This is a genomic window from Uliginosibacterium sediminicola, from assembly GCF_039631295.1.
GTDB classification, from domain to species: domain Bacteria; phylum Pseudomonadota; class Gammaproteobacteria; order Burkholderiales; family Rhodocyclaceae; genus Viridibacterium; species Viridibacterium sediminicola.
In genome coordinates this window covers 39,279-61,769 of record NZ_JBDIVE010000002.1, presented here as the reverse complement: position 1 = coordinate 61,769, position 22,491 = coordinate 39,279, and the positions used below count along the sequence as shown (strand labels likewise).

At 65.3% G+C, this 22,491-nt stretch carries 22 protein-coding genes; 12 read left to right on the top strand and 10 right to left on the bottom strand.

Annotated elements, in window-relative coordinates; all coding sequences use genetic code 11:
* The first annotated feature begins 11 nt into the window (after positions 1-11).
* Positions 12-920, top strand: a complete 909-nt coding sequence (locus ABDB84_RS04065) for a LysR family transcriptional regulator (protein ID WP_345918413.1) — start codon at positions 12-14, stop codon at positions 918-920.
* On the opposite strand, the gene ABDB84_RS04060 is transcribed toward ABDB84_RS04065, so the two are convergent.
* Positions 907-1,782, bottom strand: coding sequence for a class I SAM-dependent methyltransferase (locus ABDB84_RS04060; protein WP_345918412.1), 876 nt, complete (start codon positions 1,780-1,782; stop codon positions 907-909). The genes ABDB84_RS04065 and ABDB84_RS04060 overlap by 14 nt on opposite strands.
* Before the next feature lie 295 nt (positions 1,783-2,077).
* On the opposite strand from ABDB84_RS04060, the gene ABDB84_RS04055 reads away from it, so the two are divergent.
* Positions 2,078-2,545: a YaiI/YqxD family protein gene (locus tag ABDB84_RS04055; protein ID WP_345918411.1), complete on the top strand. Its 468-nt coding sequence runs from the start codon at positions 2,078-2,080 to the stop codon at positions 2,543-2,545.
* Here the strand turns inward: ABDB84_RS04055 and ABDB84_RS04050 are convergent.
* The 4 genes from ABDB84_RS04050 to ABDB84_RS04035 all read right to left on the bottom strand — a co-directional run bounded on the left by ABDB84_RS04050 (position 2,529) and on the right by ABDB84_RS04035 (position 5,582).
* Positions 2,529-3,242 carry a queuosine precursor transporter gene (locus ABDB84_RS04050; RefSeq protein WP_345918410.1) on the bottom strand — a complete coding sequence of 238 codons (714 nt, stop codon included), beginning with the start codon at positions 3,240-3,242 and terminating at the stop codon, positions 2,529-2,531. The two genes, ABDB84_RS04055 and ABDB84_RS04050, sit on opposite strands and share 17 nt — an antisense overlap.
* A 77-nt stretch (positions 3,243-3,319) precedes the next feature.
* Positions 3,320-3,865, bottom strand: coding sequence for a response regulator (locus tag ABDB84_RS04045; RefSeq protein ID WP_345918409.1), 546 nt, complete (start codon positions 3,863-3,865; stop codon positions 3,320-3,322).
* 82 nt (positions 3,866-3,947) lie between these two features.
* Entirely contained in the window at positions 3,948-4,394 is a 447-nt protein-coding gene (locus tag ABDB84_RS04040) for a CopD family protein (protein WP_345918408.1), read from the bottom strand.
* A gap of 9 nt (positions 4,395-4,403) precedes the next feature.
* Entirely contained in the window at positions 4,404-5,582 is a 1,179-nt protein-coding gene (locus tag ABDB84_RS04035; protein ID WP_345918407.1) for a methyltransferase, read from the bottom strand.
* A gap of 146 nt (positions 5,583-5,728) precedes the next feature.
* Here ABDB84_RS04035 and mobB point away from each other — a divergent pair, with 146 nt between their 5' ends.
* From mobB to moaE, 4 genes are read left to right on the top strand one after another with little or no spacing between them, the layout of a single operon-like run.
* Positions 5,729-6,220, top strand: coding sequence for a molybdopterin-guanine dinucleotide biosynthesis protein B (gene mobB / locus ABDB84_RS04030; protein WP_345918406.1), 492 nt, complete (start codon positions 5,729-5,731; stop codon positions 6,218-6,220).
* Positions 6,221-6,234: 14 nt separating this feature from the next.
* Positions 6,235-7,434 (top strand): molybdopterin molybdotransferase MoeA, encoded by a 1,200-nt coding sequence (locus ABDB84_RS04025; protein WP_345918405.1) that lies wholly within the window; start codon positions 6,235-6,237, stop codon positions 7,432-7,434.
* Positions 7,431-7,679 carry a molybdopterin converting factor subunit 1 gene (gene moaD, locus ABDB84_RS04020; protein WP_345918404.1) on the top strand — a complete coding sequence of 83 codons (249 nt, stop codon included), beginning with the start codon at positions 7,431-7,433 and terminating at the stop codon, positions 7,677-7,679. Before ABDB84_RS04025 ends, moaD begins: the two co-directional genes overlap by 4 nt.
* 11 nt (positions 7,680-7,690) lie before the next feature.
* On the top strand, positions 7,691-8,134 hold the full coding sequence (gene moaE, locus ABDB84_RS04015) for a molybdopterin synthase catalytic subunit MoaE (RefSeq protein ID WP_345918403.1): 444 nt from the start codon (positions 7,691-7,693) through the stop codon (positions 8,132-8,134).
* 30 nt (positions 8,135-8,164) lie between these two features.
* Here moaE and ABDB84_RS04010 read toward each other — a convergent pair whose 3' ends face one another.
* Positions 8,165-8,740, bottom strand: coding sequence for a type II secretion system protein (locus tag ABDB84_RS04010; protein ID WP_345918402.1), 576 nt, complete (start codon positions 8,738-8,740; stop codon positions 8,165-8,167).
* Positions 8,741-8,747: 7 nt separating this feature from the next.
* On the bottom strand, positions 8,748-9,260 hold the full coding sequence (locus ABDB84_RS04005; RefSeq protein WP_345918401.1) for a type II secretion system protein: 513 nt from the start codon (positions 9,258-9,260) through the stop codon (positions 8,748-8,750).
* A 191-nt stretch (positions 9,261-9,451) separates the two neighbouring features.
* Here ABDB84_RS04005 and ABDB84_RS04000 point away from each other — a divergent pair, with 191 nt between their 5' ends.
* A complete protein-coding gene (locus ABDB84_RS04000) occupies positions 9,452-11,575 on the top strand; it encodes a WD40/YVTN/BNR-like repeat-containing protein (RefSeq protein WP_345918400.1) in 2,124 nt (707 codons plus the stop codon).
* On the opposite strand, the gene ABDB84_RS03995 is transcribed toward ABDB84_RS04000, so the two are convergent.
* The 3 genes from ABDB84_RS03995 to ABDB84_RS03985 form a co-directional block, all read right to left on the bottom strand.
* Entirely contained in the window at positions 11,565-13,376 is a 1,812-nt protein-coding gene (locus ABDB84_RS03995) for a tetratricopeptide repeat protein (protein ID WP_345918399.1), read from the bottom strand. The two genes, ABDB84_RS04000 and ABDB84_RS03995, sit on opposite strands and share 11 nt — an antisense overlap.
* Entirely contained in the window at positions 13,373-15,787 is a 2,415-nt protein-coding gene (locus ABDB84_RS03990) for a tetratricopeptide repeat protein (RefSeq protein ID WP_345918398.1), read from the bottom strand. The genes ABDB84_RS03995 and ABDB84_RS03990 overlap by 4 nt, the downstream gene beginning before the upstream one ends.
* Before the next feature lie 139 nt (positions 15,788-15,926).
* Positions 15,927-16,625, bottom strand: a complete 699-nt coding sequence (locus tag ABDB84_RS03985; RefSeq protein ID WP_345918397.1) for a pectate lyase — start codon at positions 16,623-16,625, stop codon at positions 15,927-15,929.
* Positions 16,626-17,105: 480 nt separating this feature from the next.
* Between ABDB84_RS03985 and ABDB84_RS03980 the strand changes: the two genes are divergently transcribed.
* The 5 genes from ABDB84_RS03980 (at position 17,106) to ABDB84_RS03960 (ending at position 22,468) form a co-directional block, all read left to right on the top strand.
* A complete protein-coding gene (locus ABDB84_RS03980; RefSeq protein WP_345918396.1) occupies positions 17,106-17,501 on the top strand; it encodes a 4a-hydroxytetrahydrobiopterin dehydratase in 396 nt (131 codons plus the stop codon).
* 185 nt (positions 17,502-17,686) lie between these two features.
* Positions 17,687-20,008, top strand: a complete 2,322-nt coding sequence (locus ABDB84_RS03975) for a GGDEF/EAL domain-containing response regulator (protein ID WP_345918395.1) — start codon at positions 17,687-17,689, stop codon at positions 20,006-20,008.
* 81 nt (positions 20,009-20,089) lie between these two features.
* Positions 20,090-20,749, top strand: a complete 660-nt coding sequence (locus ABDB84_RS03970) for a DedA family protein (RefSeq protein ID WP_345918394.1) — start codon at positions 20,090-20,092, stop codon at positions 20,747-20,749.
* A gap of 25 nt (positions 20,750-20,774) precedes the next feature.
* Positions 20,775-21,440 carry a phosphoribosylglycinamide formyltransferase gene (purN, locus tag ABDB84_RS03965; protein WP_345918393.1) on the top strand — a complete coding sequence of 222 codons (666 nt, stop codon included), beginning with the start codon at positions 20,775-20,777 and terminating at the stop codon, positions 21,438-21,440.
* A gap of 35 nt (positions 21,441-21,475) precedes the next feature.
* Positions 21,476-22,468, top strand: coding sequence for a DUF3108 domain-containing protein (locus ABDB84_RS03960; RefSeq protein WP_345918392.1), 993 nt, complete (start codon positions 21,476-21,478; stop codon positions 22,466-22,468).
* Positions 22,469-22,491: the final 23 nt, after the last annotated feature.

Genomic DNA, 22,491 nt, shown 5'->3' with positions numbered 1-22,491 from the left:
ATTATTCACGTATGCCTAGCCTTGAACGCATCCATCTGAGCATCCTGCGCGAAGTCGAGCGCAGCGGTTCCCTGACCGCCGCCGCCCAGGCCCTGCATCTGACGCAGTCGGCGCTGAGCCACACCATGCGCAAGCTCGAAGAACAACTCGGGCTGAGCATCTGGCATCGCGAGGGGCGCCGTCTGCGGCCGACCCAGGCCGGCGAATACCTGCTCGCCGTGGCCCAGCGCCTGTTGCCGCAGCTCGAACACGCCGAGGCGCGCCTGGCCCAGTACGCGCAGGGCGAGCGCGGCAGTCTGCGCATCGGCATGGAGTGCCATCCCTGCTACCAGTGGCTGCTGCGCATCGTCGCGCCCTATCTGGCCGACTGGCCCGATGTGGATGTCGACGTGAAGCAGCGCTTCCAGTTTGGCGGCCTCGGCGCCTTGTTCGGGCACGAGATCGATGTGCTGGTCACGCCTGATCCCTTGCTCAAGCCTGGCCTGCATTTCGAGCCGGTCTTCGATTACGAGCAGGTGCTGGTGGTGGGCGCCGGCCATCGCCTGCGCGAGGCGGCCTGGGCGCGGCCGGAAGATCTTGCCGAGGAGACGCTGATCAGCTACCCGGTAGCGCTCGACCGCCTGGATATCTACACCCTGTTCCTGACGCCGGCCGGCGTCCGCCCGCAGCGCCACAAAAGCATCGAGACCACCGACATCATGTTGCAGATGGTCGCCAGCGGGCGCGGCGTGGCCGCGCTGCCGCGCTGGCTGGTCGAGGAATACGCCAGCAAGCTGGCGGTGTGGCCGGTGCGCCTGGGGCCGCAGGGCATTGCCAAGCAGATCTTCCTCGGCCTGCGCGAGGCCGATCTCGACATCGATTACCTGCAGGCTTTTATTGCCCTCGCACAGGGCGAGGGGCGCCCGCTCAGCGGACGCTAAAGCGCGTCGCCAGCTCCTCGATGCCGACTTGCTGCAGCACTTCCTGCAGGCGCTCGGCCGGGCGGCGGCGCGGCAGGTCTTTGTAGCTGGCGATGATCAGCTCGTTCTTCATTGAATGTTCCCAACCGACCAGCTCGGTCACGCTGACCTGGTAACCATGTGCTTCGAGCTGCAGGCAGCGCAATACATTGGTCAGCTGGCTGCCGAATTCGCGCGTGTGCAGCGGGTGGCGCCACAGCTCGGTGAGCGCCGATTTGCCCAGCGCCGCGCCCTTGTTCTTGCGCAGCACGCTGGCCACTTCGGCCTGACAGCAGGGCACCAGCACGATGTGGCGCGCCTCCTTGGCGAGGGCGAAGCGGATCGCGTCATCGGTCGCCGTATCGCAGGCGTGCAAGGCGGTGACGACATCGATCTGGCCGGGCAGGTCGGGCGAGCTGATCGAATCGGCCACGCTCAGATTCCTGAACTGCATGCCGCCAAAGCCCAGGCGCGCAGCCAGTTCCTGTGAGCGGGTGACCAGCTCGTCGCGCGTCTCGATGCCCCAGATCTGGCCTTGCGGCGCCTGCTCCTTGAAGAACAGGTCGTAGAGGATGAAGCCCAGATAGCTCTTGCCCGCGCCGTGGTCGACCAGCTCAAGCTGCGCCTGGCGCGTCAGCACATCCTGCAACAGAGGCTCGATGAACTGGAACAGGTGATAGACCTGCTTGAGCTTGCGCCGGCTGTCCTGATTCATCTGCCCGTCGCGGGTGAGGATGTGCAGCTCCTTGAGCAGCTCGACTGACTGGCCGGGGCGGATGTCGTGGTTCTTGTTCGCCGTCTTGGCAGGCTGGGCGGCGGATTTGGCTGGCTTGGCAGATTTCATGATGCGCTGTTCGATGCGATTGGAGCGCAGTGTACAGTGCTTGCCCGGTAATATTGTCGCCAAGAGACTGCTCGCGTTCCTGCGTGTGCCTGGCATCGCATAGCAAAAGACTTGTCTTTGACGCGAAGGACGCCAAGAAAACACAGAAAGTTTCGCCAAGGGCGCGATTCAAGAAAGCCTACGACTTGAAACTCTGCGAAGCCTCGCTTTTCTTCGCGCCCTTTGCGTCAATAATGCGGCGTTTGATCTCGGCCACGGACAATAAAAGAACATGAACTGCCGCTAAGGACTGCGTATGAAGATCTGGGTCGATGCCGATGCCTGCCCGGTCGTGATCAAGGAAATCCTGTTCCGCACGGCCACCCGCCTGCAATTGACGACTATCCTGGTCGCCAACCAGATGCTGCGCGTGCCGCCTTCGCCCTACATCCGCGCGCAGCAAGTAGCGGCCGGCTTTGATGTGGCGGACAACTACATCGTCAGCCAGGTCGAGGCGGTGGATCTGGTGATCACCGCTGACATCCCGCTGGCCGCAGCGGTGATCGAAAAAGGCGCACTGGCGCTCAATCCGCGTGGCGAGCTCTACTCGGCGGCGAATATCCGCGAGAGCCTGTCGATGCGTGACTTCATGGAAGGCCTGCGCAGCAGCGGTGTGCAGACCGGCGGGCCGGCGGCGCTGAGTCAGGCTGACCGGCAGAACTTCGCCAATCAGCTTGACCGCCTGCTTGCCCGCCGCAATCCGCCGCTCAAACCCGCCAGCTGAAGGGATTGAAGCTTGTGCCGCGGTCGTAGTAGTCCTCGTTCTCGATCTTCTTGAGGAAGCCGACGACACGGTAAGTCACCGGCGTCATCACGATCTCCCAGCCCGTCTTGAGGAAGTACTGGGCGAGGGTCACTGCAATCACCTGTTCCAGCGGCCAGATGCCGTAGAAGGCAATGAAGTAGAACAAGCCCGAATCGACCGCCTCGCCGACGATGGTCGAGCCGATGGTGCGCGTCCACAGCCACTTGCCACCGGTGGCAATCTTCATCTTGGCCAGCACGAAGCTGTTGGCAAAGCTGCCGCACCAGAAGGCGATCATCGAGCCGGCAACGATGCGCCAGGTATTGCCGAACACCGCTTCAAGGTGGCCCTGATAGGCGCGGTTGAAGTCGTCAGCCGCCGGCGGCAGGGCCAGCACCACGTAGGACATGAAGGCGGCAAAGGCCAGCCCTGCAAAGCCTGCCCACACCACGCGGCGGTCGCGGCCATAGCCATAGACCTCGGTGAGGATGTCGCCGAAGATGTAGGAAATCGGGAAGAACAGCACGCCGCCGCTGAAGGTCACCGTGCCGAAAACGGGTAGCGTCACCTGCGCCGCCTTGGCCGCGCCGATCAGATTGGCGCACAGCAGGACGCAGACGAAGGCCGCCATCACGAAGTCGTAATAGCGGTAAGTGCGTTGAGGTGTTGTTGTCATGACCCGGACTCTCTCTGTGGTTGTTTGGCCACATTGTGAGTCAGGCGTGTTCCCGAGGTAAAGCCTGTCCTTGCGTCTCAGCGGGCGTTGGGCTGCTCGGGCGTGGTCTCTTCGGGCTCCGGTACTTTGGGCACGATGCGGCGCGGAATCAGGCTGTCGTCGAGCAGGCGCTCGATGCGTGAAAAGACCTCAAAACGCGAAAAGGGCTTCTTGAGGAAGTCGTCGGCGCCGATGCGCGTGCCGAAGAACTGCTCGGTGGCCTGCTCGTTGCCGCTCATCATGATCACCGGAATGTCGCGCGTGAGCGGGTTGCGGCGGATCATGCGCAGCGCTGAAAAGCCGTTCATGCCGGGCAGCACGATGTCGAGGAAGACGATGGCCGGCATGTTCTTGCGCAGGATGTCCAGACCATGTTCGGCATCGGCCGCGCCGAGGGTGACGTAGCCGGCCGAGCGCAGGATCTTGCCCAGCGCAGCGGTGATCGTCGGCGAATCGTCGATGATCAGCACACGTGTGCCCTTGGGCGCATCGCGACGCGGATTGCGGCGACGCTCGGTTTGGGTCACGGAGGGCGCCGGCAGGGTGGGCGATTTACGTCGGAAGAAGAGGTCGAACAAACCCATCTGGAGTCCTTGCAAACGGTCTCTGCCTGCTGCTGAACAGGGCGCAACAGGCGGTGCGGTGCTGCTTCAAGATGCGAGCATATCAGCGCATCAGGCAGGCCAGCGCAATCGTGGTGATCCCCAGCGCCAGATTGAGGGCGACCAGATGACGGATGAAACCAAGCAGGCGCGCCGCGCCGGGCCAGTTTTCAGCGGCCACTGCCGCGCGCATGCCGGGGTAGAGCACGACGCGGATCAGCACGAAGATCAGCGTCATCAGCAAGGCCAGGCCGGCCATGGCATGCACGCCGGGGCCGGCGAAGGGCATCTCGCGCCACATCGCAAAGCCGCTGAACAGCAGCACCAGGATCGCCGCGGCCACCCCGTTGAAGAAGCGGCCGAGCGCCGCGCTGAGAAAGGCCAGGCGCAGCGGCGGCGGCAAAACCGCGACCGCTGCGGGGCGCACCGCGAAATGCATTACCGCCATGCCGCCGACCCAGATGGCGACGGCGATCAGGTGCAGGCACAGCATCCATCCACCCAGCTGCATGGCGCGCTCCTATTCTGCCGGCTTGTTCGGCGCCAGGCGCCACAGCGTGGTGACTTCCTGCGAACGTGCGGCGTGCAGCGGGTCCTGTTCGTCCTGGCTGCGCGGATGGCGCGGGCGGATATCGAGGCGACCGAGCACCTTGAGACCCGCCGCCGCAATCAGCTCGGCGAGCATGGTTTCGCTGCGCAGGCCGAGCCGTTCGGCCAGATCCGAGAGCAGCAGCCAGCCCTGGCCGCCGGGGCTCAGGTGGGCGGCAAGGCCTTGCAGGAAGCCGCGCAGCATGGCGCTGTCCTGATCGTAGATGGCGTGTTCCAGCGGCGTTGCCGGCTTGCCGGGCAACCACGGCGGGTTACAGACGATCAGCGGCGCCTGGCCGGGCGGGAAGAGGTCGGCTTGCAGGATGTCGACACGCGGCGCAAAACCCAGGCGCTTGATGTTCTCGCGCGCGCAAGCCAGCGCCCGCTCGTCCAGCTCGGTGGCGACGATGCGCTTGACGCCACGATGCGCCAGCAGGGCGGCGATGACACCGGTGCCGGTGCCGATGTCAAAGGCCAGCGACTGCTTCTCCATGACCTTGGGCAGATCGGCCCTGACCACCAGATCGATATATTCGCCACGCACCGGCGAGAACACGCCGTAATGCGGATGGATGCGTGCGCCCAGCGCAGCGATCTCGACGCCCTTCTTGCGCCATTCGTGCGCGCTGATGAAGCCCAGCAGTTCGCGCAGCGAGGCGACATAGGGCGTATCGGCCTCGCCAAGCGCCGCCGCGCAGGCTTCCTGCACATCGGGCGCGCGGCGCAGCGAGATGCCATGGCCGGCTTCAAAGGGGATCAGCAGCATGCCGAGGATGCGTGCGCGCTGCGCCTGCGCCATGCGCTGCTTGTGGAAAGTCTCGGTGATGCTCAGCGCCGGCTTCTTGCTGTTCTGCTTGGCCGGGCTTTTGCGGTCGGTACGGCGCACCAGGGCCTGCAGCAGCTGACGGGCGTTCTGGAAGTCGCCGAACCAGAGGATCGCCGTGCCCTCGCAGGCCAGGCGATACGCCGTGTCGGCGTTCATGGTGTCGTCGCCGGGAACGACCCGCGCCGGCGGCGGGCTGCCATTGCCGGAGCGCCAGGGCGCGCTGTGCGTCTGGCCGTTTTCCGTCCAGCTGAGCAGCGCTTGCGTCGGATTTGATTCTGTTGTCATGGTCTTGTCACACTATCGGATGGCCGAGTGTATCCAAGATTCGCTCCGGCCCGCCGTCTGCGCGCAAAAGATTGCTGTTGCGGGCGCCGTGACGCGCTTTGCGCGGGAGCGCATACAATGTGGCCAATTCACAGCGCAGAGCACGCATGCACGTTTTCGGCTTTGCCGGTTATTCCGGCGCGGGCAAGACCACCCTGATCGAACAGCTCATTCCGCTGCTGGGCGCGGCCGGGTTGCGCGTGTCCTTGCTCAAGCACACGCACCACGACTTTGATATCGACAAGCCCGGCAAGGATTCCTGGCGCTTTCGCACGGCCGGCGCGCAGGAGGTGATGCTCGCCGGCGCGCAGCGCTGGGCCTTGATGCATGAGCGGCGCGAGGCGGCCGAGCCGACGCTGGCCGATCTGCTGGCGCACATGTCGCCCTGTGATCTGGTGCTGGTCGAAGGTTTCCGTGCCGACGATATTCCGAAGATCGAGGTGTTCCGCCCGAGCACCGGCCGTGAGCGCCTGCACCCGCAGTTTCCGGGCGTGGTGGCGGTGGCCAGCGATGTGCGTATCGAAGGTGATTTGCCCTGTCTGGACATCAATGATGCGCCGGCTGTGGCAGCATTCCTCAGGTCTTACCTGGGGATTTGAAGGATGATTGATTGATGCTGAGTTTCGAACAAGCCCTGCAAAACCTGCTCGACGCGGCCACCCCGCCGCGCACCCAGGAAGCGTTGCCCCTGCTGCAAGCCAGCGGACGTGTGCTGGCCCATGATGTGCTGGCCGATCTGGATGTGCCGCCCGCCGATAATTCGGCGATGGATGGTTACGCGCTGCGTGTCGGCGATCTCGTTGCCGGTCAGGCGCAGTCGCCGATTTTGCCAATCAGCCAACGCATTCCGGCCGGCAGCGTGCCGCTGCCCTTGCAAGCCGGCACGGCGGCGCGCATCTTCACCGGCGCGCCGATTCCCTCAGGCGCCGATGCGGTGGTGATGCAGGAACACTGCACGGCCGAAGGAGACGCGGTGCGGGTCAATCAGCTGCCGCAAGCTGGCCAGAACATCCGCCGTGCGGGCGAGGACATCGCGCGCGGCAGCACGGTGCTGCAGGCCGGCGTGTTGCTGGGACCGGCCGAGCTGGGCCTTGCCGCGTCGCTGGGCGTCGCCAGCCTGCCGGTATGGCAGCGCCTGCGCGTGGCGGTGTTTTTCACCGGAGACGAACTGCAGGCACCGGGCCTGCCGCTCGCGCCGGGGCAGATCTACAACTCCAATCGCTATGTGCTGGTCAGCCAGCTCGAAGCCCTGGGCTGCAGCGTGCGCGATATCGGCAGCGTGCCGGACGATCTGGCCGCCACGCGGGCAGCCTTGCGCCGCGCCGCCGAGGATAGCGATCTGATCATCACCTGCGGCGGCGTTTCGGTGGGCGAGGAAGATCACGTCAAGGCTGCGCTCGAAGCCGAGGGCAGCCTGCAGAGCTGGCGGGTGGCGATCCGTCCGGGCAAGCCGCTGGCCTTTGGCCGGGTCGGCGAGGTGCCCTTCATTGGCTTGCCGGGTAACCCGGTTTCAAGCTTCGTCACCTTCCAGATGCTGGTGCGCCCGTATCTGCGCCGTCTGCAAGGCATGCGCGAAGTGTTGCCGCGGCGTCTGCCGATGCGTGCCGCTTTTGCAACCAAGAAGGCGGTGCCGGTGCGCGAGTTCCTGCGCGCGCGCTGCAATGCCGAAGGCAGCCTGGAGCTGTTCCCGCAGCAGGGTAGTGCGGTGCTCAGCTCCTGCACCTGGGCTGAGGGCTTGGTCGACAAGGCGCCGGACACGCTGATCGAGCCTGGCGACATCGTCAGCTACATCCCCTTCGGAGCGCTGCCATGAGTCTGAACCTCTTGTATTTCGCCAGCTTGCGCGAGGCTCTGGGCGTCGAGCGCGAGAATTTGCCGCTGCCGGCCGAGGCGACGATTGCTGGCGTGCGGGCGCTGCTCGTGGCACGTGGTGGTGAATGGCAGCGCCTGGCTTCGCCGCGCATCCGTGCCGCGCTCAATCAGGCGCTGGCGGGCGAGGATGCGGCGCTCAAGGCGGGCGACGAGCTGGCCTTCTTTCCACCGGTGACCGGCGGTTGAGCGGGGCGGCGATGAGCATCAGCGTGCAGTTGGCCGATTTTGATTGTGGCGCCGAGATCGCCGCGCTGGGCGCTGCGGGTGTCGGCGCGGTTGCCAGTTTTGTTGGCGTGGTGCGCGGCGGTAGCGGCGCTGAGCGCGTGCTGGCGATGAGTCTGGAACACTATCCGGGCATGACCGAGCGCGCCCTCGCCGACATTGTGGCGGCGGCGCAGCAGCGCTGGACGCTGAACGGCGTGCGCGTCATCCACCGCGTCGGGCGCCTGCTGGCGGGCGAGCAGATTGTGTTTGTCGGCGTCGCCGCCGCGCATCGCGGCGAGGCTTTTGCGGCCTGCGAATTCATCATGGACTTCCTCAAGACCCGTGCGCCGTTCTGGAAGAAGGAAGAAACCGCGCAGGGCGCACACTGGGTCGATGCACGCGAGTCCGACGATCTGGCCGCGCAGCGCTGGCAGTAGTCACTGATCGCTCAGCTAGCCTGCGCAGATTCAGGGCTGGGCCTGAGGGCTTGAAGGCTGCATGAAGTTCGGCTGGGTGAGATTCGGCTGCGCAGCATTCTGCTGTGGTTTGTCCTCGTCGTTGGGGAGTTCGCAGCCGGCATCGGTACACACCACGCCATACACAAAGACCCAGCGCTTGTAGCTCTGGCCGTGCTTGAAGTGGAAGAACTCGTCGGGGAAGTTTTCCTGACGGATCGGCACGCCTGGCGCCTTGCTGTACACGCCGAGAATGCCACCGTCGTCCGAGCGCACGATGCCCCAGTCATTGCTGCCGGTGAGCGGGTCGCTGTAGATCTTGCGCAGATGGCGTTTGACGCCCGGAAAACGCGGGTCGCGCAGCAGGTCTTCGAGACGGCGCGGCGCGCCGGTGGGCATGCCGACCGGCGTGGTTTCAAAGTAGCTGCGGATCGCCGCCTTGAATTCCAGTCCGATGCCCAGCAGCTCCTCTTCGGCCGCGCGGCGCTGCGCGACCGCACCAATCTGCAGTGCCGCTGCCGCTGCGACGGCGATGATCGCCACGGCGATCAGCAGGCCGATGTAGGTGAAGCCGCGTGCGCGTGCCACCGCCACCTCACCAGCGCCGGTACGGGATGCCGTTGAGGCCGACGATCTCGGACTTCGAATAGACATCGTAAACATCATCGCCTTCACGCGGATCGGCGGCATCGCTGGCATAGGCGCGCAGGCCCCAGGTCTGCGCGTCGGGCAGGCTTGGGTCGTCGCTGAAGGGGTCGCGCGGGATGCGGCGCAGGAAGTAGATCTTGCGTCCGGCCGAATTGCGCTGATCGACCTTGCCGAGGACCAGGTCGTCCAGCGTTTTCGGATAACCGGGCGAGCCGACTTCGGTGGCGATCACGCCCTGGTCGGAAGCGGTCTTGTAGGCATCGAGGGCGCGGCGGATTTCGCGCAGCGCGAGGCGCAATTCCTGTTCCTTGCCGCGCTGTATCGTCACCTGCGCAATCGGCATGACGATGCTGGCCAGCACCCCGAGAATCGCCAGTGCGATCAGCAGCTCGATGAGGCTGAAACCGCGCCGGCGACGAGGTGTAAGACCTGCAGTGAGGGCCGCGCGCGAACTGGACATCCGGATCCGGGGTGAGGGGTGAAGAGCGCGCATTGTGCATGCTGTCGTCGCCGGCGTCCATGCTGTGGCGCAGCGTGGCGGGCGGCGCCGCTCCCGTATACTGCGGCCAGCCTGCAGCGGCTGGAACCCGTCTCTGCAGCGCCAATAACAACAAGCCCGGCCCACGCGCCGGTTACACCGGAGACGACACGATGCACCACGTTCTGCGCCGCTGCCTGGCGCCGCTATGCGTATTGCTTGCGCTGTGCTGCCTGGCTGCCTGCACGCCCAAAGATCCGGCTGCGGCCGCCGACTTCCCGGCCACGCCTGCGCGCTATCGCGCCATCGTCACCAATCCCAATCTGTTTGCGCTGTTTGGCGATGCACAGAGCACGGCGATGCTGAGCATCGGGACCGATGGCGCGGTGTGGCGCTCGGTCGACGGCGGTCAGTCCTGGCAGACCAGCGAGGCGGTGACCGAGCAGCAGCTGAGCAATATCGTCCGCTTGCCGGGCAGTACGCGCCTGGTGGCGGTTGGCAGTGGCGGCGCGATCATCCGCTCCGATGACGATGGCAAAACCTGGCAGCGCCTCGACTCCGGTACCGAAGCCAGTTTGCGCGGCCTCTACGCCTTGCCGGACGGCAAGACGCTGATCGCCAGCGGCACCGGCGGCACCTTGTTGCGCAGCGCCGATGGCGGTGATCACTGGCAGAGCGTGGACTCGGGCCTGAGCGCTTTTCTCGGCCTGGTGGTCGGCGATCCGCAGCACGACACCATCGTGGTGGCGGGCGAGCACGGCAGTCTGCTGGTCTCGCAGGACCAGGGCCTGAGCTGGCTGCGCATGCAGCTGGGCGAGGATGTGACGATCTCCGACCTGATCTTCGATGCGCGCTCGGGCATGCTCTTCGCCGCGACCGGCGAGGGCCATCTGCTGCGCTCCAGCGATGGCGGTGGCAACTGGCAGGTCAGCCAGATCGGCGTCAAGGACTACATCACGCGGCTCTATGCCGATCCGCACAGTGCGGCGCTCTACGCGCTGAGCAGCGGCGGCGACATCGCTCGCTCGCTCGATCATGGCGTGCGCTGGTCACGTGTACGACCCGCCGCCGGGCGCTACCTGTCGCGCGTGCTCAGCCTTGATGGCAAGACCCTGGTGGCGGTCGGCGATCCGGCGACCTTGCTGCGTTCGGAAGACAGCGGCAAGACCTGGCAGCTGCTCGATATGGCCTGGACCAAGGGCATCGAGACCATTGCGCAAGATCCGCACAGCGGCGCCTTGCTGATCATCGGCCCGAATGCGCAGATCGGCCGCTCGGTCGATGGCGGCAAGCACTGGAGCAAGGTCAATGAAGGCGTGCTCGACTATGTCCATGGTATTGCTGTCGAGCCGGCCAGTGGCGCCGTGCTGGCGGTAGGTTCAAATGGTGTGGTGGCGCGCTCGAACGATGCCGGCCAGCATTGGAGCCGACCGGCGCAAGTGCCCGCCGAGCTGCCCTATCTGTTCCAGATTGGCTGGCATCAAGCCTCGCGCCAATTGATCGCGGTCGGTGGCAAGAGCGGTCATCTGCTGTCGGCGGACGGCGGCCAGCACTGGCAGTTCAGCGGCACCGACAATGCGCCGACCTATCAGGGCTTCGTCATCCATCCGGGCAGCGGTAATGTCGTGTTGTATGGCGATGGCGGCGCGCTGGGCCTGCTCGCGGCGGGCCAGTTCCGCAGCCTGGCGCCTTTTGGCGAGAGTGCCTTATGGCGCGGCGTGGTCGATCCGGGCAGCGGGGATCTGTGGCTGATGGGCGACGATGGCACGCTGGCCCGCTCCACCGATGCCGGGCTGAGCTGGCAGCGCCTGGCGACCGGCAGCCAGGCCAAGCTCTACAACGCGCTGATCGATTCGCGCAGCAAGCAGTTCTTTGTCGTCGGCTCGCAAGGCACGCTGCTGCGCTCGGACGATCAGGGCCAGCACTGGACGGCGGTGGCGAGTGGCGCCTCGGCCGGTCTCAATTCGATCATCATGGACCCGAAGAGTCGTGCTCTGGTGATTGCCGGCGACAAGGGCAATATTCTTCGCAGCGAGGATGGCGGCAAGCGCTGGCAGGCTGTCGCGAGTGGCACCAGCGAGCTGCTGCGCGGCCTCACTCTGGAACCGGGCAGTCAGGCCCTGTTGCTCAGCGGACGCGGCGGCGTGGTGATGCGCTCGGACGATGGCGGCAAGACCTGGCAGCGCATCGCCACCCACAGCACGGCGCGGATCAAGGCGCTGGCCGTGCATCCGGCGACGGGCAATCTGATTGCTTACGGTGATCGTCTGATCCTGCTCGAACGCCTTAAACAGTAGCTGGCCACTGCTGCAGCGCTGGGCCGAGACGCGCGATCACCGCGGGCCAGTCACCGATGCGCTGCTGGCGGAACAGCCGCGCACTCGGGTACCAGGGGCTGTCGCTGCGTTCAAGCAGCCAGCGCCAGTCCGGCGCGAAGGGCAGCAGCAGCCACAGCGGCTTGCCCAGCGCGCCGGCCAGATGGGCGACCGAGGTGTCGACGCTGATCAGCACATCGCAGTGGCTCAGCGCGGCGGCGGTGTCCTCGAAGTCGCCGAGCTCGGCGCGCAGATCGATGAGCTGCGGCAGGCTGGCAAGGCTCGCCTCATCCTGTGCGCGGCATTCCTTCTGCATCAGGAAGAAACAGGCCTGATCTTGCAGCGCCTCGATCAGCGGGCGAAACATTGCGAGCGGGATCGAGCGATTGTGGTCATTGGCCAGCTTGGCATTGCCCGAGCAGCACAGCGCCACGCGCAAGCGGCCAGCGGCTGCCGCTGCGATGCGCGGCTGCCAGCGCTGCAAGGCTGCGGCATCGGCGTGCAGATAAGGTACCTCGGCTGGAATGCTGGCCAGCGTGGTGCCGAGCAAGGCCGGCAGCTGCAGCAGCGCGCAGTGCAGATCCGCCTGCACGTCCTCGCCCAGTGCCTGCACGGCGCTGACTCCGTTCAGGCGCGTGAGCAGGCTGCGTAGCGCGGGCTGCACGGCAAGGACCAGCTCGGCGCCTTGCGCCGCAAGCAGGCTGGCGTAGCGCACAAACTGCAGGGTGTCGCCGAGGCCTTGTTCGGCCCACAGCACGATGCGTTTGCCGGCCAGGCTGGTGTGGCCGTCCCAGGCCGGGCAGGCGAATTGTCGTGGCAGTTCGGCACCCTTGAGGCGCCAGCGCCAGTCGTATTGCGCGAAGCCGGCGGCCAGATCGCCCAGTACCAGCAGGGACAGACCCTTGTTCCACTGCGCATCGACATGCTCGGGCTGCAGCGCGATGGCCTGTGCGTATTCCTCCAGCGCTGGCCGGTGCAGGTTTTGCGCGCCCAGGGTATTGCCACGGTTGTAGCGCGCCTGGGCGTAATCGGGCTTGAGACTCAGCGCCGTGTCGTAGGCTGCCAGGGCCTCATCGAAACGGCATAGCAAGGACAGCGCATTGCCGCGGTTGTTGTGTGCCTCGGCGTAATGCGGGCGCGCTTTGAGGGCCAGCGCATAACTCTGCAGCGCCGCCGCATGCTCGCCCTTGGCGGCCTCGGCCAGCCCGCGATTGTTGAAGGCTTCCGGGTAATTGGGGCGTTGCGCCAGTGCGCGGTTGAGGGCCTGGATGGCTTCCTCATGTCGGCCCAGCGCGCGCAGCGCATTGCCCAGATTATTGAGCGCCTCGGGGAATACCGGCTGCAGCTGCTGCGCCTTGCGATGCGCGGCGGCAGCCTCTTCATGGCGGCCCAGCGCGGCCAGCGCCAGACCGCGATTGGTGTGCGCTGCTGGTTGCCGTGAGGACAGGGCGAGGGCGCGATCCAGCTTGGCCAGCGCATCGGCATGGCGGTTCAGGCGCATCAGGCCATTGGCCAGATTCGATAGCGCGTCGGCGCTCTCGCGGATCTGCAGAGCGTGCTCCATCAAGGCTACGCCGGCCTCGGTATTGCCCAGCTGCATCTGCGCGACGCCGCAGTAATGCAGGGCGTCGAAGTGAGCGGGCTGCGCAGCGAGGATCTGGCGATAGGCCGCTTCGGCCTCGGCGACACGGCCTTGCTGATGCAGGGCCATGGCCTGGGCGAACAGCGCGGCGGCCGGGTCGCGGCCAGTGCCGCGCGCGGGCGTGGGGGTTTTCTTGCTCATGCTTGTGCGTGGCTGTGCAGATCGCTGGCGAGTTCGCTGACGAGTGTATCCCAGTCGCCCGGCCGGCTCTGGCGATACAGGCGGGCGCTGGGAAACCACGGGCTGTCGCGGCGATCGAGCAGGTAACGCCAGTCGGCGGCGTAGGAGAGCATGATCCACACTGGTCGGCCCAGCGCGCCAGCCAGATGGGCGACCGAGGTGTCGACGCTGATCACCAGGTCCAGCGCCTGCATGATCGCCGCCGTCTCGGCAAAGTCATGCAAGTGCGCGCGCAGGTCGTGGATTTGCGGATGCGCGGCCAGCCAGGCTTCGTCGCTGGCGGGCAGATCTTTCTGGATCAGGTAGAAGTCCGCCGGGCAGTCCAGCAGCGCGGCCAGCTGCGCCAGCGGCATCGAACGGTTGTGGTTATTGGCCTGCTTGGCATTGCCGGAGACGCAGAGCCCGACTTTCAGACCGGCACGGCCGCCAAGCTGCTGTTGCCAGTAGTGCTGGCGCTCAGCCGGTGCGGCGAGGTGCGCGTCGATGCGTGGCAAGCTCTCCAGGCGGACGCCCAGCGCTGCCGGCAAGCTCATCAGCGGGCAGTGGAAGTCCGCCACGGGCAGGCGGTCATCGCGCGCCAGCACCTCGGCGGCGCCCGCCTGCGAGCGCAGCAGGCTGACCAGGGGCGCCTGCACGGCGAGGATCACCTCGGCGCCGCGCGCCGCGACATCGGCGACAAAGCGGCTACTCAGGAGCGTATCGCCCAAGCCCTGTTCGGACCACAGGATGATGCGCCGGCCTTGCAGCGCTTCCGCGCCGGTCCATTGCGGACAGGGCAGTTGCAGCGGCGCTTCGGAATTGCGATGGCGCCAGCGCCATGCGTAGCGCGCAAAGCCGGCTTCCCAATTGCCGTGCAGCAGATCGGTGACGCTGACATTGAGCTGCGCACCGGCATGCTCGGGCGCCACGGCGAGCGCCTGCTGGTAGTGCTGCAGGGCTTGATCATGGCGTCCCAGCAGGGTGCAGGTGACGCCCAGATTATTGTGTGCGCTGGCGTAGTCCGGCCGCAGGGCGAGCGCGCGCTGGTAGCTGTCGAAGGCTTCGTCGTAGCGGTGCAGGGCGGCCAGCGGGGTGCCGCGCGCGCAGAGCAACTCGTGATCATCGGGCGTCTCGGCGAGCAAGCGATCATAGATTTCCAGCGCCTCGGCAAAACGTGCCTGCTGGCAGCGGGCGAGGGCCAGATTGCTCTGTGCGGCCTGGTGCGCCGGCGCTTTGGCCAGCACTTGCTCGATCAGCGCGATGGCCTCTGTCGGGCGGCGCAGATCGAGCAGGGTGCTGGCGGCATTGTTGAGGGCATCGATGTAGTCGGCACGCAGCTGGTAGGCGCGGTCGAAACTGTCGATGGCGTCGAGGTGGCGGCCCAGCGCGCTGAGCGCATTGCCACGGTTGTTGAGTGCTTCGGGGTAATCGGCTTTGTGCTGCAGGGCTTGTTCGTAACAGGCGAGCGCAGCCTCCCAGCGGCTCAGTGCGGCGAGCGCCAGGCCCTTGTTGTTGAGGGCGTCGGCGTAGTCCTCGCGCTGTGCCAGGGCAGCGTCGAAATCGGCCAGTGCGGCCTCGGCCTGCTGCATCGCCAGCTGGGTATTGCCGCGATTATTGAGCGCTTCCGGGTAGTGCGGGCGCAGGGCCAGCGCCTGGGTGAAGCTCTCCAGCGCGGCAGCGTGCTGGCCGAGTTCGCGCAAGGCATTGCCACGGTTATTGAGTGCTTCGGGATAGCTGCTACGCAGCGCCAGCGCTTCTGCGTAATGCGTCAGCGCGGTCGTGTAGTCCCCTTGTGCCGCACGCAGCAGACCGAGATTGTTCAGCGCATCGGCGAACCTGGGGCGCAGTGCCAAGGCGGCCGCATAGGCTTGCTGCGCCTCGTTGAAGCGTTGCAGCTTGCGCAGCGCATTGCCACGCGCGTTGTGGGCTTCGGCATGGCGCGGCTGCTGGGCGAGGGCGGCGTCAAAGGCCGCCAGCGCCGCTGCGTGTTCGCCGAGGCCGGCGAAGGCCAGACCACGGTTGTAGTGGGCATTGGCGTCGGTCGGCGCGAGGGCGATGGCCTGCTCGAAACTTGCCAGCGCTGCGGCCTGTTGGCCGAGCTGGAGCTGGCCATTGCCCAGATTGTTCCAGGCATCGGCCGCCTGGGGCCGGATGCGCAGCGCCGCTTCGATCAGTTCAACACCGCTGGCGGTCTGCTGTCTTTGCAGGCGCGCCACGCCCAGCATGTGCAGCGCATCGAAGTGCCCGGCCTGCTTGCCGAGGATGTAGCTGTAGAGCTGTTCGGCTTCAGCCAGCTGGCCTTGCTGGTGCAGTTGCAGCGCCTTGTTGAGGAAGCCCGCCAGCGGGTCGGGGCGCGTGGCCGGGCGGGCCGGATAAGGACTGCGCTTGCTCATTCGTTGGACGTTCGAAAAGAGGGCAGAGGCGTGAACATAACAAATGCGGCGGCCGGGCAGAGAGCACAGGCTGCGCGACAGCAAAAAAGCCCCTTGCTCGCGGGAGCAAGGGGCTTGGTACGGCAGGACTGCCCGAGACTTACTTGTAGGTCACGTCCGAGGTCTTGACGTCGCAGTTGGCGTCGTTCCACTTTTCGCCGATGGAGCTGGCCGAACCGTTGCCCTTGACGACACCCTTGTAGGTCACGCACACCTTGGTACCCTTCGGCACGGTCAGGGTGCGGATGGTGGCCTTGTCGCCATAGTTGCTGTTGATACCGACAACGCTGGAACTCGGCTTGTTGTTGAGGGTGGTGTCGCTGATCTTGATGTAACGCGGGCCGCCATTGCTGGAGCAGTCGCCACAGGTGCGTACCAGCTTGCCCATCGTGCCGCCAGTGAAGCCGCTGATCGAGATCGTGCCCTTGATCGCATTGTGCTGGAACACCTTGTCATTCGCGCCGGTTGCCGAGCCGCCGGTAATCGTCATGGTGCTGGCGCCTGCGCCGGCTTCCAGGGTGGCGGCGTCTTCACAGACGTCAGGCCACTTCACATTGCTGATCGTGCAGTTGCCGACGCAGTGCACGCCGTCCGCAGCGGCACCGGCCTTGATCACGACATTCTTCAGCGTGGCGCCGTTTTTCAGCGTGAACACCGGATCCTGGCTTTCGCCGTCGCCCGAGCAGGAGGTGCCATAGGTCTTGCCGCCACCGTCGAAGGTGCCGGAGATGGTCGAGGTGGCATTGGCATTGGTCAGAACGGCGGCAAGGAACAGGCCGAGAAGAAGCTTCGATTGCATAGTTGTCTCCTGATTTTAGGTTTTATGCTGCTGAATCTTGGAACATCTTCTGCTGCAACACACCCTGGATTGTGCTTTGTGGCGGTTTGCCGCTGCTCCGGTTTTGCCTATCAAGCGGTAGTGGATCCGCGATGTGTGGCCGGAGTGTGGTTATGAATTATTCAAACGTCAAGGCGGATTTACTCAGATTTAATGCTGCAAGTGCATGTAAAAAATAACAAATTCGATTTATTCACGAAAAGCTCTTGATGCTCTGGGCGCTCTCCGGACGGTGGGGGCCGCGCGCGCGCAGCGTGATGTGGCAAGGTGTTTGAAACGCTCGTTGCCGTGAGCCCCTGAGCTGGTCTGCTTTCGCAGGCATACGGCTAAGCCGTGGCGCAATCTCGTTTGGTGATTGCCTGATAGCAGGCGGGCGGGCAAATCCACTGCTAGAATGTTTTTGCGTTGCACCAAAGGCTTGGGGCTTTTTCGTGCATTTCTTTGAACTATGTCACGCTTTTTCGGCGCCACTGCTCGGCAGGCCGGAGCCTGGCGAGACAGATGGGCGAGTTTCGGGGCGTGGCGGGCATGAATGCATCAAGACTCACTGTCGAGGAAATCGAGCAGGTGTTGCGACAGCTGCCGCAATGGCGGCTGGTCGAAGGGCGTGAGGCGCTGCAGCGTGAATTCCGCTTCACCGACTTCAATGTCGCTTTTGCCTTCATGAGCCGTGTCGCCCTGATGGCTGAGCGGCTTGATCACCATCCTGAGTGGTCAAACGTCTACAACCGTGTACACATTATTCTGGCGACGCATTCACTGAATGGTTTGAGTGAGCTGGATGTGCGTCTTGCACGCTTCTGTGATCAAGCGGCGGCGTCCAGTGCAGGCGTGTGAATTCATGGCGGCGTGTGCATTACCACACACTGTTCACAATTTTCGCGCCGATAGATGTGTGCTGCGGCTTCAGTTTCAGTGTGCTGCGACCGTGAACAGCTCTAAGTTGCGCTGCCTTGGTTTGCGGGGAGGCCGATGCAGCGTATGAATGAGCGACGCCATCCGTGTGCGGGAGAGAAGAATTGATGAGCTCAGGCGTCTTGCAGCCGGCGCGTGTCGAATCGGTACTGAGCCAGTTGAGCTCATCTTTCGCCACGTCCGATGCTGATCCGGGCGACGATGAACTGGTGTTCGCCGACGAGCAGGCGGAAGCAGACGAAGAGGCTGCGTCCGCGCTGAGCGCTGTACGGCGCTGGCGTGTGCTGGTCGTTGATGATGATCCTGAAGTCCACACCGCCACCGCCTTTGCGCTGCGCGGCGCGGAAATCGATGGCATCGAAATCGAATTGCTGCACGCCAGTAGTGGCCGTGAAGCCGAGGCCATGCTGCGTCAGGAGCACGGTATTGCGGTGGCCCTGATTGACGTGGTGATGGAAGCGCCGGATGCCGGCCTGCGTCTGGTCAGCTGCATCCGTCAGGAGCTGGGCCTGCACAATCTGCGCATCATCCTGCGCACCGGCCAGCCCGGTTACGCGCCCGAGCTGGATGTGATTCGCCAGAGCGACATCAATGATTACCGGACCAAGTCCGAACTGACCCAGGCGCGCTTGCTGACTGCGCTGACGGCGGCGATCCGCGCCTACGCGCAGCTCGAAGGCAATGCGCAGATCAGCCGTGGCATGGCGCGCGTCGTGCAAGCGGGTCAGCGCATGGCCAGTGTGCGGGCGCCGCAGGCCTTTGGCGCCGAGTTGCTGCGCCAGCTCGCGCTGGTGCTCGAATGCGAGAACGACGGCGCGTTCTGCGCGACCGAGGTCACGGTTGAGGGCGAGGCGCCGCTGCGCGTGCTGGACGCCAGCGGTCGCTACGAGCACTGCCGTGGCAGCGCCGTGGCCCAGCTCTGCGAGCCGCAACTGCGCGGCATGATCGAGCGTTGCGCGCTGGAGCGCTGCAGCCTGTTCGACCAGAGCTGCGCCTATCTGTGGCTGGGCAACGAGCGCCGAGCGGCGGTGGCGGTATTCCACACCGGCAATGTACTCGACGAGCTGACGCGCCGCCTGCTGGAGTTGATGGCGGCGAATATCGCCGTGGCCTTCGGCAATGTGATGCTCTTCGAGCAGCTCGATTTTCACGCTTCCTTCGACGCGCTGACGCGCCTGCCCAATCGCGCGCGCTTCCTGGCCGATGTCGATCACGATCTGTTCTCGCATGCCGACATTCCGCGCTGCATGGCGATTGTCGATGTGGTGCGCTTCTCCGACATCAACGATGCGCTCGGTCACCGCTGCGGTGACAGCCTGCTCAGCGCCGTGGCGCGGCGGTTATGCGCCGTGGCCGGCGCGCATGTGCTGTGCGCGCGCATCGCCGGCGATGTGTTCGCGCTGTTCGGGCCGACCCAGTACATCGATCCGCTGAGCATCCGGCGCGCCTTCGACGCGCCTTTCTACGTGCAGGGTCATGTGCTCTCGGTGAGCTTGCGCGTCGGTCTGGCCCAGGTTGCGGAGAGTCATGGCGGTGCGGTGGAACTGCTGCGCAGCGCCAATCTGGCAGTCAATCAGGTGCGCAATTCGGGCGGCAGCGGGCATAGCCATTTCGTGCGCGCGATGTCCGACGATGTGCAGACGCGGGTGTCGATGCTGCACGGCTTGCGTGCGGCAATCGATTTCAAGCGCGGGCTCAGTCTGGTCTATCAACCGCAAATCAATGCGCGTGACGGCGAGCTGGTCGGCGTCGAGGCGCTGCTGCGCTGGCGCAACGATGCCGCGCGCCTGGTGCCGCCGAACGAATTCATTCCGCTGGCTGAGCGCACCGGCCTGATCAACGAGCTGGGTTTGTGGGTGCTCGACGCAGCGCTGGCGCGGCTGGCCCGATGGCAGGCACAGGGTCTGGCGCTGAGCATGAGCGTCAATGTTTCCTCGGTGCAGTTCCGCAACGAGGACTTTGCGCGCCGCGTGCTGCGCCTGATCGAGCACCATGCCGTGGCGCCTTCGGCGGTCGTGCTGGAGATCACCGAATCGATTGCTCTCGAAGATCACGCCCAGGTGATGGGCCAGATCGAGGAGCTGCGCCGTGCGGGCGTGCATTTCGCGATCGATGACTTCGGCACCGGTTTTTCGTCGCTGAGCCAGATCGCACGCTTGCCGGCGGATCAGCTGAAGATTGACCGCTCCTTCGTCGAAAAGCTGGGCGTCGAGAGCGATTCTTCGCGTGCTGATCACGCCATGGCGGCGACCGTTGTCATGCTGGCCGCTGCGCGCTCGATGAGCCTGATGGCCGAAGGGGTGGAAACCGTCGAACAGCGCGACGCACTGATCGCGATGGGGTGCGAGAAGATGCAAGGTTATTTCTTCGGTCATCCGATGCCGGCCGAGCAGTTCGAGGCCTGGCTGGCGACGCGGCTGCAGGGCTGATTCGGCACTTGCTGTCCGTGCGGCGCCCGCTGCGGCTATCATGGCGGCCTTTGCCCTCGTCGGCCTGCCTTGGACTCTGCCGTGCAACTGATCATCCAGCTCTTCACGCAATTCTTCGACATCATCCTGCACCTTGATGTGCACCTGGCTGCGCTAACGGCGCAATACGGACAGTGGATCTATCTGGTGCTGTTCGCCATCATCTTCTGCGAAACCGGTCTGGTGATTGCGCCCTTCCTGCCGGGCGACTCCCTGCTGTTCGTGGCCGGCGGTCTGGCGGCAACCGGCAATATGGACGTGCATACCTTGGCGCTGCTGCTCTTTGTAGCAGCGGTGCTGGGCGACAACACCAATTACTGGATCGGCCGCTTTGTCGGCCCGCGGGTGTTTCGCTGGGAGAACTCGAAACTGTTCAATCGCAAGGCGTTTGACCGCACCCAGGTGTTCTTCGAACAGCATGGCGGCAAGACCATCATCATGGCGCGCTTCATCCCCTTGCTGCGCAGTTTTGCGCCCTTCGTGGCCGGCATCGGGCGCATGGACTACCGCCGTTTCGTCGTGCTCGACCTGTTCGGCGGCGCGCTGTGGATCGGCTCGCTGACTTACGCGGGCTACTATTTCGCCAACATTCCCTTCGTGCGCAAGAACCTCAGCGTGTTCGTGTTTGGCATCATCGGAGTGTCCCTGCTGCCGGTATTCTTCGCCTGGCTCAAGGCGCGCCGCGAGGCGGCCAAGGCTTGATGCCTGCTCGTAAAGACCTGATTCCATGAAAAACATCGTCATCCTGATCTCTGGCCGTGGCAGCAATATGGAGGCCATCGTGCGTGCGCTCGAAGCCGGTCAGATCGCTGGCGCGCGCATTGCCGCCGTGGTGGCCAATCGCGCCGATGCCGGCGGTCTGGCCTTTGCGCAGCAACATGGCATCGCTACGGCGGTGCTCGACCACAAGGCCTTTGCTTCGCGCGAAGCCTTTGATGCGGCGCTGATGGCGTTGATCGATGGCCATGCGCCGGACCTGGTCGTGCTGGCCGGGTTCATGCGCGTGCTGACCGCTGGCTTCGTCACCCATTACCTCGGCCGGCTGATCAATATCCACCCCTCGCTGTTGCCGTCCTTCCCGGGGCTGCACACCCATGCGCGGGCGCTGCAGGCCGGCGTCAAGCTGCATGGCGCGACGGTGCACTTCGTGACCGCCGAGCTCGACTGCGGCCCGATCATCATCCAGGCCGCCGTGCCGGTGCACGATGAGGATGACGAGGCAAGCTTGTCGGCGCGCGTGCTGGCGCAAGAGCATCGCATCTATCCGCAGGCGATCAGCTGGTTCGTCGCAGGGCGCATCAGCCTGCGCGACGGCCGTGCCTGCGTGGCCAATGCCGTAGCAGGCGCCGAGGGCTGGAGCGTGCCGCGGGTAGAAACCAGTCTGGGCGACTGAGGCCTACGCACATGCGGCCGCCACGAGTACTCGGGATGGCTGTTGTAGCCTCGCTGTTGGTACATGGCGCTGCCTTGCTGATGCCCGGCGGCCCGTGGTTTGAAGACACTCCGACGGAGCCGCCGTCGCCACTCAGCGCACATCTGGTCGCCGTGCCGGCCCCCAGCGCCGCCGCGCCCAAGCCGGCCCGCCCGCACAAGCCGGCGCCGCGCCTGCCGGTGGCCGAAGCCACCGCGGCTGCGCCAGTGGCCGCCTTGCCGCCGGACGCGCAGTCCAGCGCGCCTGATACGCCGGCTTCGCCGGTTCTCGCTGAAGCCAGCGCAGCGCCTGCCGAGGCCAGTGCTGCGCCCGCGGAGCCGGCGCTGGATCTGGCGCAATGGGCCGGCCAGGGGCGGGTGCGCTACCAATCGAGCTATTTCGGCCTCGCCGTCTCGGCCGAGCAGACCTGGTCGCATGATGATGCGCAGTTCAGCGCCAGCCTGCGCGGCTCGGTGGCGATCAAGGGCGAGCTGCTGCGCCAGGAGTCGAGCGGCCACATCGCGGCCGGCCGGCCGGTGTCCGAGCAGTTCCGCGAGACCTTCAACAAATCCGCTTACGAGACCACTTTCGATGCCGACGGCACGCGTGTGCACCAGTTGCGGCGCGGCGATGCGCGCGAAGTGCCGACCGGTGGCTACGCCCTGGACATGCTCGCGCTGATGCATTTCATGGGTTTGCAGCCACGCGATACGCCGAATTTCGACATCTTCGTGGTGACTTTTCGCGGTTCGGTCAGCCGTGTGACCGTGGTGCAGATGCCGCCGGAAGATATCGACTTGCCGCTGGGCCGCGTGCCGGCGCGGCGTTTTCATGCCGAAGGGCGCGGCGGTGCGCTGAAAATCGATATCTGGCTGGCGGTCGATTGGCGCAATGCGCCGCTGCGCGTGCGCGTTGCCGACGAGGGCGGCACCTACGACCTGAAAGCCGAAGAAGTGGAGATCGACGGCCAGCGCGTGGCCACGGCGCCGCCGCCCAGCAGCGGTGAATGAGGGGGCGCTGGAGCAAAACCACT